10 protein-coding genes, 1 riboswitch and 1 other annotated feature are annotated in these 11,339 nt (G+C 34.8%); of the genes, 9 read left to right on the forward strand and 1 reads right to left on the reverse strand.

Features of this window, described 5'->3' with window-relative positions; genetic code table 11:
• Window positions 1-53: 53 nt before the first annotated feature.
• Entirely contained in the window at window positions 54-878 is an 825-nt protein-coding gene (locus tag RV04_RS05325) for a MetQ/NlpA family ABC transporter substrate-binding protein (protein WP_071857429.1), read from the reverse strand.
• 150 nt (window positions 879-1,028) lie between these two features.
• Window positions 1,029-1,263: a binding site (T-box leader), on the reverse strand.
• 136 nt (window positions 1,264-1,399) lie between these two features.
• Between RV04_RS05325 and RV04_RS05330 the strand changes: the two genes are divergently transcribed.
• The 9 genes from RV04_RS05330 (at window position 1,400) to RV04_RS05370 (ending at window position 11,121) form a co-directional block, all read left to right on the forward strand.
• Entirely contained in the window at window positions 1,400-2,467 is a 1,068-nt protein-coding gene (locus tag RV04_RS05330) for an iron-containing alcohol dehydrogenase family protein (protein WP_071857430.1), read from the forward strand.
• Between the two features lie 781 nt (window positions 2,468-3,248).
• The gene (locus tag RV04_RS05335; protein WP_071857431.1) at window positions 3,249-4,097 is read left to right on the forward strand and encodes a ParA family protein; all 849 of its coding nucleotides are present in this window, start codon (window positions 3,249-3,251) and stop codon (window positions 4,095-4,097) included.
• Window positions 4,098-4,109: 12 nt separating this feature from the next.
• Entirely contained in the window at window positions 4,110-4,655 is a 546-nt protein-coding gene (locus tag RV04_RS05340) for a hypothetical protein (RefSeq protein WP_071857432.1), read from the forward strand.
• Window positions 4,656-5,305: 650 nt separating this feature from the next.
• Window positions 5,306-6,388, forward strand: a complete 1,083-nt coding sequence (locus RV04_RS05345) for a replication initiator protein A (protein WP_071857433.1) — start codon at window positions 5,306-5,308, stop codon at window positions 6,386-6,388.
• A 56-nt stretch (window positions 6,389-6,444) separates the two neighbouring features.
• Window positions 6,445-7,956 carry a chloride channel protein gene (locus tag RV04_RS05350; RefSeq protein ID WP_071857434.1) on the forward strand — a complete coding sequence of 504 codons (1,512 nt, stop codon included), beginning with the start codon at window positions 6,445-6,447 and terminating at the stop codon, window positions 7,954-7,956.
• A gap of 84 nt (window positions 7,957-8,040) precedes the next feature.
• Window positions 8,041-8,141: riboswitch (TPP riboswitch) on the forward strand.
• 122 nt (window positions 8,142-8,263) lie between these two features.
• Entirely contained in the window at window positions 8,264-8,560 is a 297-nt protein-coding gene (locus tag RV04_RS05355; protein WP_071857435.1) for a thiamine-binding protein, read from the forward strand.
• 136 nt (window positions 8,561-8,696) lie between these two features.
• Window positions 8,697-9,767 (forward strand): M24 family metallopeptidase, encoded by a 1,071-nt coding sequence (locus RV04_RS05360; RefSeq protein WP_071857436.1) that lies wholly within the window; start codon window positions 8,697-8,699, stop codon window positions 9,765-9,767.
• Between the two features lie 72 nt (window positions 9,768-9,839).
• Entirely contained in the window at window positions 9,840-10,601 is a 762-nt protein-coding gene (locus tag RV04_RS05365) for a threonine/serine exporter family protein (RefSeq protein WP_071857437.1), read from the forward strand.
• Between the two features lie 52 nt (window positions 10,602-10,653).
• Window positions 10,654-11,121, forward strand: a complete 468-nt coding sequence (locus RV04_RS05370) for a threonine/serine exporter family protein (RefSeq protein WP_071857438.1) — start codon at window positions 10,654-10,656, stop codon at window positions 11,119-11,121.
• The last annotated feature ends 218 nt before the right edge of the window (window positions 11,122-11,339 follow it).

Genomic DNA, 11,339 nt, shown 5'->3' on the forward strand with positions numbered 1-11,339 from the left:
CAGCTCTCTTACTTAAATGACCAGTAACAGAGCCGGTAGATCACGCTGATCTCCTAAAAAGCTGGAACAACAGAACCTTTAAAGGTATCTTCAATAAACTTTTTCGTTTCATCTGATTGATAATATTTTTTGATTTCTTTGATGATCTTGTCATCTTTATTTTCTGTACGAACAGCAAATACGTTAAAATTTGGATTGTTTTCTAACGGCTCGTGGTAGATTGCATCCTCATTGATTGTTAACCCCGCACCAAAGGCAAAATTCGTATTGATTACTGCTGCAGACAATTCACCTAATTGTGATGGGATTTGCGAAGCTTCTAATTCAACAATTTCAATATTTTTAGGGTTTTCACCGACATCATTTTTAGTTGCTTTCACTTCAACCCCAGCTTTTAATTTCAATACACCAGCTTTTTCTAATAATTTCAATGCTCGGTATTCATTTGTTGGATCGTTTGGCACGCCAACTTTATCTCCGTTTTGAAGTTTACTTAAATTGTCGATTGATTTAGAGTAAACCCCTAATGGGAAAGCTACCGTTTTAAACGCTGATTCCAATTTATAGTCCTTATCAGCTATTTGTTGTTTTAAAAATGATAAGGTTTGATAACTATTCCCGTCTAAGTCCCCATCATTCAAGGCTGTATTTGGTGTATTATAATCATCGAAAGCTTTTATCTTAATATCGATGCCAGCTTTTTTTGCTTGTTTCGCTACTTCTTCCATAATTTGTTGGTGCGGTCCAGAAGTCACACCAATCGTTACTGATTTTTCATCTAATGGTTTGGCTTCACTTTTGCTACCACAGCCTGCTAATAGTCCCCCAACACTTAACGCTATAACACTTAATAAAATTCCTTTGCCCAATCGTTTCATTTTATTCCTCCTAATTTACATTTTTGTTTTTGACCTTAAAATTATAATGGCTGTAAAGCAGTCCTGATTTTTCAAATGAAAAACCAGGACCTATCAATAAGCATCTAGACAAAGAAAAAAGCTCGCCCTTTTCCAACACTGAATGTGTCAGAAAAGGACGAGCTTACTCGCGTTACCACCTTTATTTACAATAATCTCACAACTATTGCCTTTACAAGTACTAAATATACTTGAGCGTTGTTAACGAGCGCTGCCCCGTCATTGTCTACCTATCGACAATCCCGTTCAGAGACCATTTTCTAAACCCTTCTACATATCCGCTCTCACCTATTACGGACTCTCTTTAATGTTTTAAGATCTATACTTTTCTCTTCATTACGTTTCTTTGTTTAGCAAATTGATAAATCGTATATTACACGTCAAAATGAAAAGTGTCAACTTTTTTTATTACCAAAAACACATTTGACTTTAATTTAATCAAGGAATAAACTAGTTGAAATCACATTTAAGGAGTTGACCAGATGAATATTGCGACTGAAGTAAGACCAGGTGCGAATCGTTATGTAAGCGGCGAAAACACCCTAAAAAATTTACCTAGCTATTTAACTGATTTTGAAAAAATTTTTATTATTACTGGAGAAAACTCCTATGATATCTTCACAAATTATTATAAAGAAGAATTACCCTTCCCTCTTTACCGTTATGATGGGACAGCTAGTCATGAAAATGCTGTAGCACTTGCTAAAGCAATCGGTTCTGCCGATTTAATCATTGCAATTGGTGGCGGTCGCTTGATCGATACCGCTAAAATGACTGCGGAGGAATTGGATACTGAATTATTGGTGATTCCTACTTTGATTTCAAATTGTGCCCCATTCACGCCAATCGTAGCTATTTATCACCCTGATCGGACGTTTAAATCAATTGGCTATATGAAACGAGCACCTTTCTTGACCTTAGTCGATTGGACTTTTTTGTTGAATACACCCGTTGATTATTTCGTAGCTGGAATTGGTGATACCTTGGCTAAATGGTACGAAATCGAAGGAATTACACGCAATCTTTCGGAAGATGAAAAAACTGCCTATGTTCGTTTAGGCATTGCTAGTGCTAAAGCTATTCAAGAATTACTCTTAACAGACGCTATCCCAGCAATTGAGAATTTAAAAAACAAAAAAATAACTCCTGCTTTTAATCGTGTAGCGGATACAGTCATCGGACTCGCCGGAGAAACTGGAGGTTTTGCAGCTTCATTTGGTCGTTCTGCTGGCGCCCACGCAATTCATGATGGTCTTTCCTATTTAGAAGAAACACACGACCAACTTCACGGGAAAAAAGTTGCTTATGGAATTTTAGTCCAACTTGCCCACACTCAAGACTTAAATGAAGTCAAGAACTTAAGACCTTTTTACGATGCAACAGATCTCCCTTTAAAATTAAACCAATTAAATGTTTCAAATTTATCCCAAGACTATTTGGCTCCCGTTATAAAACATGCAGCTTCATCTACTGAAACTTTTAAAATGATCGATCCCGAGATCACTTCAGATGATATTTATCAAGCCATCCAAAAGGTTGAATCTTTATAAAGTTTACCTAAAAAACAATAGGGTTAACCCTATTGTTTTTTTGTGTTTAAATCAACTAAACTAAAACTTGTTTTTTTCCTCCCCGTATATAGAATATTCTACGAATAATTATCAAAACTACTTACTCTATTTTATGGTTTACTTTTTAATTTCGAAATAATAAAAGTTTACTTTTATTTTATAAAGTAAACTTTTAAATCAATAACGTTTACCTTTTGTTTTTCTTGCCACTTTCTTATGTTTAAACAAAACAGTTTACTTTTATTAAAATTTAAGTTTACCACAAATTGTTATATTAAAGTAAACGGTATACTTTAATTAAAAGGTAAACTTAAATAAATAGTTTTAAGTTTACCTTTTAATTAATAAAGTTTATTCTAATGGTTTACTGTTTTTATTATTGTAAACTTTTTATAAAATTAAAGTTTACTACATATCTAAAATAAGTTTACTTTTGACACTTATAGAAGGCTTTGAATCAGCATTTTTTGTTATAAAAAGTTTACTTAAACATATTTTAAAGTATACACTTTTTATAATTATGATTTACTGCAATTATTTTTTAAGTTTACTTTTTAAAATAAAGGTAAACTTAAATTCGCAAGTATTGAAGTAAACTACAAAATATAATAAAAGGTAAACCTAAATAATCTATAATTTAATTTACCTTTTTATAATTAATTTGAGTATACTTTAATTTTATATTTTATAGTAAACTTTATTGATTTATTCTTTTCTTTGTAGTAAACTTTAATTGAGTAATTATGATTGGAGCGTCTTTATGCCAAAACAAGCTGAAACATACGTAGTAGGAAATTTCAAAGGTGGGGTAGGGAAGTCAACTACCGTTCAAATGTTATCTTTTGAAAGTGCCTTTAGGAAAAAACGGAAAACTCTAGTAATTGATTTAGATCCCCAAGGAAACACCAGTGATGTTTTATCTCTGACTGCTGAAAATTTTGGAAATGAAAATTTGCCTGATGAATTTGATGCTACTATTTGGGAAGCTGTCCGAACAGGGGACATTACATCTTCTATCTATAACATTATGCCCGATCTTGATTTGATTCCCGCAAATATTTCATTTTCAGATTTTCCTGATTATATGATAGAAAAATATCCTGGTGATAAACTTTCTCAATTTAAATACATGGAAAAACTAATCAAACCCTTGAAAGATATCTATGATGTCATCTACATTGATGTCCCTCCAACTATCAGTACCTATTCTAATGCAGCAATGTATGTGGCAGAATATGTCATAGTCATTTTACAAACTCAAGTAAAATCGCTAAAAGGGGCACAAAACTATATTGATTACATGAATTTCTTTATCGAACAATATGATACTGATCTAGAAGTAGTAGGGATCGTGCCTTTTATGATGCAAAAGCGTGATTCGGTGGATCAAGAAATTTATACTGCTGCAAAAGATATTTATGGTGCACATCTACTAGATACCGTTGTATTAAATCAAAGCCGTTTAAAACGTTACGATGGCTCTGGAATCACCTATGATATCAATAAAAATGGTAAAGTAGAGCAATGGGATAAGCGTGCACATGAGGTTTTCGTCAATATTTTAGATGAAATTGATGAACATCGCTTGATATTGAGCGGAGAAGAGTAGGAGAGACGTTAAATGGCGAAAAAAATGAAGTTAGATTCGCTTTTAACTGCGAACAAAAAGAATAAAGGCATTGAAAAAATGTCAGAGTATTCGAATCAAGAGAAAAAAGAAGAGAAAAAACCAACTTCACATGATCTTTTGGCTACTCGATCACTCAGCGCAGAAAATGATTTCCGACGTGCTTCTGTACATGAAGAAACTGATCGTTTGAATGACCGTTTACCACACTTACGAGAAAATACTTCAGTTCATGAAGAACCTGAAACCGGGAAACGCGGCCGTAAACGTCAATACTACGATCCTCGTTTGAAAGCTTTAGAAATGCAAAAAATATCTGCACGGACAAAGATTCGAATGCAAAATTTGATCAATGCTAAATTTGATGGCTACACTCCCGATAAAATGATTGATTTTCTTTACGATTATTACATTGAAAAAGGATTATCAAAAGATGATCGCAACTTTTTAGATCAGCTTGAAGAAGCCTCGATGCAAGAGTTCAAAGAGAAGCCTAAATATCAAAAATTATTCAAAGAATTAGAAAACGATGAGAAATAGAGCTAAAAAAAGTAAACCTTATTAATGGATTTTATCCATAATAAGGTTTACTTTTTTTTATTTTATTCTTCTTATCGGTATACTTTATATTATTCTAATTATATTTTAAAGTTTACTTTTATAATGGTAACCGATTTACCTCTTTTTCTGTGGATAACTTACAGACTACTTGTGAGTCCACATTTTTATCCGCATTCTACTTATCCACAATATCTTTTTAGCTTATAATATAGTTTACTTTAAAAACTTTTATTAGTTTTATTTAGGTAAACCATAAATTCTTTTATCCGATATAACAGTAAACCGCAATAAGTTTTGCAAACATTTTAAAAGTTTACTCTAAAAGAAGATGTGTAGGAATCGCTTTACATTAGGCTTTTAATCGATTATTCTAAACGTGTAGAAAAAAACGAAAAAAAAAGAGTTTAAAGATTTGGCGATCTCTAAACTCAAAGGTTTGAGCTAATTTTGGCGAATTAGCAATGTCACATACAAATAATTCTAAAGGGTTAGAAAATTGGTGTTTGCCTAACCTTTATTAACTATAGCATATTTGAGATACTTTCTCAATATATCTGTGACAAGACCCAAACCTTTTTAAAAACTTTCGTTATCCACAATTATGAAAGAATCTAAGGAGGTTTTTTGTTATGTCCACAACATTAACTAATACCATGACCGCAACAAACTTGCCCATGGGTAATTATATTCCAATTGATTTAAATTTAATCAACAATCCACGTTATGAAGCTCTCTCAATCGAGGCAATGATGCTTCATGCTCTATATACGATGCGTATGACTTGTAGTATTTACAATTCTCAAAAAGATGGTACTTGGTTAGATGAGGGGGGACATCCTTATATTTATTTTTCAAACGAGGAAGCAGCCTCATTGTTGCGTGTTTCAGAAAGAAAAGTGACTAATCTTAAAAATGCTTTGGCTGAACTTGAATTGATTCAAGTTAGTCGACATGGTTTGAAAAATTACCGAATCTATGTTGCCAATCCTCAAGCTCCAGAAGCAGGGACTGCAATTCCCTTAGCCTTTAAAAATTTCATGAGTACTAAAAAAATCCAGCCTGTGGATTATTCTATTGAAGAAACTAGAAAGTTATCCCCTGTGGATAGAGAAGCAAAATCTGCGGCTCCGTCCTCGCAAAATTTGCTTACAAGTACACAAAAACAATTAGCAAAAAATATAACAAAGACAACAAATGTAACTAGCGTGACCGCTAAAAGCGCTGTACCTGCTCAAGATTCTGTACTAATCGAGGCATTAGAAGCTCGCTATGCTCACTTATTGCCCCATCAAGTTTTTCAACGACTATTGCCTTTTTGTGAAAATAGCTATGAAAAAGCACGGTATTTTATCGACACTATTTTTAAAGCCAAATACTCTAGCAATAAACAATGGATTGACGCTGGCTTACCTGCAGAATCCGAAGTTCTGACATTTGAACACAATAGCTATTTTAGTTCAGGACTTTCAGATGCGATTGCTAAAGCGATTGAACAAATGTATCGTTACAAAAATGTTGCTAATCCAGAAGCATTCTTTTTCACCTTTATGAGAGGTTTTTTCACAGAAAAGACACGTCAGTACTTGGTGGATCATTATCAGATGACAACACAATTAGAACAAACGCTTTCAACAGTGCAACAAAAGATTCTCACCAGAAAAAAACAGCAAAAACAGTATAAAACACAAAAAGTATCGCAAAAAGCCTCCTAATAAGCGTAACCTTTGTTATAATGTAGCGGAGTCTAACAAGAAGAAAGGTTAATTTTATGAATAAATTTAAACTAGCGTTTTTTGGCTACAGCGGTCTTTTAGGATTAGCTATTGGAGTGATTGTAGCCTTATTTATGGGTGCTTCCGAATTAGGACACCAGTTACTGTGGCAAACGCTGCCGCAAGCTCTGGGGAATCCCCGACTGTATCCCTTGATTCTGTGCTCAATCGGCGGGATTCTGATTGGATTTTTTGTACGAGCATTTGGTGGTTATCCTCGTACATTGCAAGAGTCATTGAATGAATATCAAGAAACAAAACGAATCGATTATCGTGACGGGCAAATCATTAGAAATCTATTAGGTGGTTTCCTCGTATTGCTTTTTGGTGCTAGTTTAGGTCCCGAAGCAGCTTTGGTAGCAATGATCGGTGGACTGATCACATATGTCGCGGATAAACGAAAAATTACTGCGAGTCAACGAGCCGATTTAACAGAGTTTGGGATCGGAACCTCTTTGGGTGTCATTTTTATGACGCCATTGTTTGGAGTCGGTCGATCGGCTGAACGAGAAGATTGGCGTGTCGTGACTGAAAGTAAATTAAAAAAATATGTTTTGTATATTTTTGCAACATTTACTGGATTTGTTGGTTATCTGCTGACGTATAATTTATTTCCAGATCAAGAACAAGTTTTTGCGATTCGTCGAATGGCGACTAATTTTACTTGGCAAGGCGTACTGTTATGTATTCCAATGATAATTTTAGGTGCTTGTTTTGGAAAATTTTTCTTGTTTTTACGAGAAAAAAGCGAGCAATTAAATCAACGAATTCGTAATCCGTTGCCATTAGCAATTTTTGCGGGGATCTTATTAGGTGTTCTAGGGATGATTTCTCCATATTTTCTTTTTTCTGGAGAACATAATTTGTTATCATTCACACGACAAGCAGAGACCATGAATTTCTTTATCTTGCTTTTGATTGGGTTAGGAAAAGCAGTGATCACAATGATCTGTTTAGCTTGCAACTGGCGTGGGGGAACAATTTTTCCAATGATTTTTTCCAGTATCGCGATTGCCTTAGCATTTGCCAATATATTGCCATATTCACCAGGTGTGCTAGTCGCGGTCTTTACTGCGGCAGCTTGTGCCGTGATTTTAAAACAACCCTTTGCTACAGCATGTTTGTTTTTATTGGTATTTCCAGTGGAACTTTTTCTATGGGTCTGGTTGGCAGGCTATTTAGCTAATTTATTCGTCCAACGGGTACCATTTTTCCATGAAGCTCAAACGATTCAAACATTTAAACTTCCACAATTGCCTAAACGTTCAGTAAAAAGTGAACATGCGGAAGAAGACGTAAAAGAAATTGATGAAGCGAGAACAACAGCAAGGCAGAAAAAGGTTGATTCAAAAGAGGCACAACCGCAAGTAGTGGTTGAAAAATCTGATTTATTAAATCGTAAAAAAAGACCAGCTAAACTTGAAACGAAACAAATAAATGATTTTCAATCAACGGATTCTTCTGAAGAGAAAATACCTACTCGAATGAGTCGTCATCGTCGTCGGTAAAAAAGTACGAGAAAATTATTTTCTCGTACTTTTTTATTTGTAGGAATAGTTGACGAAAAAAGTTTTGAGGACTAGTATGGAAATAATTAAAATGCGGGGAGCTATCGTGGCTGAGAGGAAGTTTAACTTCGACCCATTGACCTGATTCAGATAATGCTGACGTAGGAATAAAAAATTATTTAGTTAATCGAGCTTAGTTACCTTTTTTTGATTGACTAAATACAATTCAAGTGCGAGTGATTATCTGGATAGATGGTGGCTCGCATTTTTTTATGTAGTTATTATTTATCCCAAAAGGAGGATTACCATGGAAGCAAGTGTAGCTATTCAAGTATTACCCAAGACTGCGAGTAATGATGAGCTTATTCGCGTAGTTGATGAAGTGATCGACTATATTCGATCGACCGGATATACTTATCAAGTTGGTGCTTTTGAAACCAGTATTGAAGGAGATTATGAAGGATTGATGGAAGTTGTGAAAAATTGTCAATTGATTGCGATCAAAGCAGGTGTTCCACAAGTGTCTTCATATATAAAGATTGTTTATCAACCAACCGGTGATATTCTAACGATTGAACATAAAACAAAAAAACATCAACAATGAGTTAGTAATAAAAGAAAATTGGTTGAAGCTGTCATAAGTACCTACCGTAAAAAAATTTGAAAACGTTTGACCGGAGCTTCCCACACTGCTAGTCTAAAGATACAAAAGCGTTTTAAAGGGGAGGAAATGTAAGAAAATGTTGAATGAAGAAAAAATTCGATCATATTTAGAAACTGAAAAACTGGATGCCTTTTTTATTGCTAAAGGAGTGAATGTTCGTTTTACTAGTGGGTGGACCGGAGACGATTCTTTTATTTTGATTACTCCAAGCGAAAAATATTTTTTAACAGACCCGCGCTATACTGAACAAGCAGCACTTGAAGTACCCGAATATGAGATCATCAATTGGCGTTTACCAGGAAAAACTGTTGGTGACACGGTCGCAAATTTAACGGTCGAAAAGCAAATCAAAACAATTGCTTTTGAAGCGGATTATTTAACGTATGATATGTATGCTGATTTTACAACTAAATCATCTGCTGAATTTATTCAAGCCGGTGGTGTGATTGATCGGATGCGTGCCATCAAATCACCACAAGAAATCCAGTATATGCAAAATGCTTGCGAAATATCTTGTCGTGCGTTTAATCGAATACTATCAGACATTCATGTCGGTGTAACAGAGAAAGAATTAGCAGCGAAACTTTCGTTATACATGGTCCAAGAAGGAGCAGATACACAGCCTTACGGAAATATTTTGATTTCTGGCGCAAATACCTCTTTGTTGCATGGAATCCCTTCAAAAAAGGCAATTGAGTATGGTGATTTTGTCTTGATGGATTTTGGTTGTCAATATGAGGGATATATGTCTGATATGACTCGTACAGTAGTTGTTGGTAAAGCTTCAGAAAAACAAAAAGAGGTTTATGAGTTAGAAAAACAGAGTTTGGAAGCGGCGGAAGCAGTCATGAAAAATGGGGCTGCAGTCAAAGATATTTATCAAGCTTCGCTGAAACCATTAGCGGGTACAGAATATCCCCAATATACTTATCGCAACATCGGACATAGTATTGGTTTATTTGTTCATGAACTTCCCTATATCGATGAACAGTACGAAGATGTTTTAGCGACGAATATGGTTATGACGATCGAGCCAGGAATCTATATTCCTGATTGGGGTGGCGTGAGAATCGAAGACCAAGTTTTGATTACCGAAAATGGATATGAAAATATGATCAGTATTCCACATGATTTGATTGAATTATAAGCTTGGGTTAAGCTATACTAATAACGACGACAGCAAAAGCTGCCGTCGTTTTTTTACAGAGGAGGGAAGCGGATGGATGAGCAGGCATGCTTTGATTTAGTCTATGATATTGGCGAGACCTTATTAAAAAATGGCGCTGAAATTAAACGGATTGAAACAACGATTCGTCATATCGCTGCCGCATTAGAATTAAAAGAATTTGATAGTTTCGTCTTAATCAATGGCATTTTTATGACAGCACGTTTGGCAGATAAAACTGTTCAAGCACGAGTACGAGATATTCCGATATCACCGATTAATTTGGGGAGAATCGAACAAATCAATACGTTATCCCGTCGATTAACTGAAAAACGCTTGAGTCCTGAAGATGCGCACCTTTGGTTGCAACAAATCAAACAAGAGTCATTTGCTTCACCACCATTGAAAATTTTTGCTTATGCCTTTGGGAGTGCTAGTTTTTGCTTTATATTTGGTGGTAGTTTCTTTGATGCGATTGGGGCACTTTTCTTAGGGGTGCTACTAGCTTTATTTTCTATGTACTTATTACCTAAGTTCAATTTATCAGATATTATTTTAACGATTGCCTGTAGCGGATTTGTTAGTATTCTTGCTTGTCTATTCGTTCATTTTTTTCCGGTCCTTCAGCTGACTAGTTTAATTACTGGCGGAATCATTTCCCTATTACCAGGAGTCGCAATCGTCAATGGTATCCGCTATTTATTTGACGGCGATTATAGTTCTGGTTGGGGACAGATTGTGAATGCGCTGATTACGGCACTTTGTGTTTCAGTTGGAGTAGGTTTAGTGCTACAAGTGTTTGATATGTTGTACTAAAAAGCTGAAGGGGAATTTTGGTAGTGATTAGTCAAAAATAGGAGGAAAGCAATTGGTCAATTTAGTTTTGCAAGTAATCGCTGGTTTTTTAGGAACGATTTCCTTTGCAATTTTATTTGAGGTTCCACGCCGTTATTACATTTATTGTGGTGTGATCGGAGCTTGTGGCTGGTTTATTTATTTGCTGATTATGCACTTTTTAGTTGCTCCAGTCATGGCGACATTTATCGCGTCATTAGTTTTGATCTATCTTTCGCGAGAAGCTTCCTTTGCTTTAAAAGCACCGGTTACGATTTTTTTGATTTGTGGTATTTTTTGTCTTGTACCCGGAATGGGTATCTATAATTTTACGTACAGTTTTTTTATTGGTAATTCGATCGAAGCGGCTCAAATTGGTGTCCAAGTTTTGAAAATTGCAATCGCGATTGCAGTAGGCATCACGATTGGTTATGAATTATCACCCCGGTTTTTTTATTCCTATCATAAAATGCAAAAAAACAGATTAGTTGAAGAAAAGTAGCTTTGTTATATAACAGAGCTGCTTTTTTTGTACATAGATCTTTATTTAGTTTTAAAATAATTGTTATTAAATTAGTGGAAATTAAAAATAACCTTTTTTATAAAGTTCATCTTATCGAACCAAACTATTTTCTAAATAAAAAATGGCTAAATGAAAAAGAGAATATTCCTTATAATTAGCGCAATTAGAAATAATTGTAAAGGGCCACGATAAAATGT

It is taken from the genome of Enterococcus hermanniensis, from assembly GCF_001885945.1.
In the GTDB taxonomy this organism is placed as follows: Bacteria; Bacillota; Bacilli; order Lactobacillales; family Enterococcaceae; genus Enterococcus_A; species Enterococcus_A hermanniensis.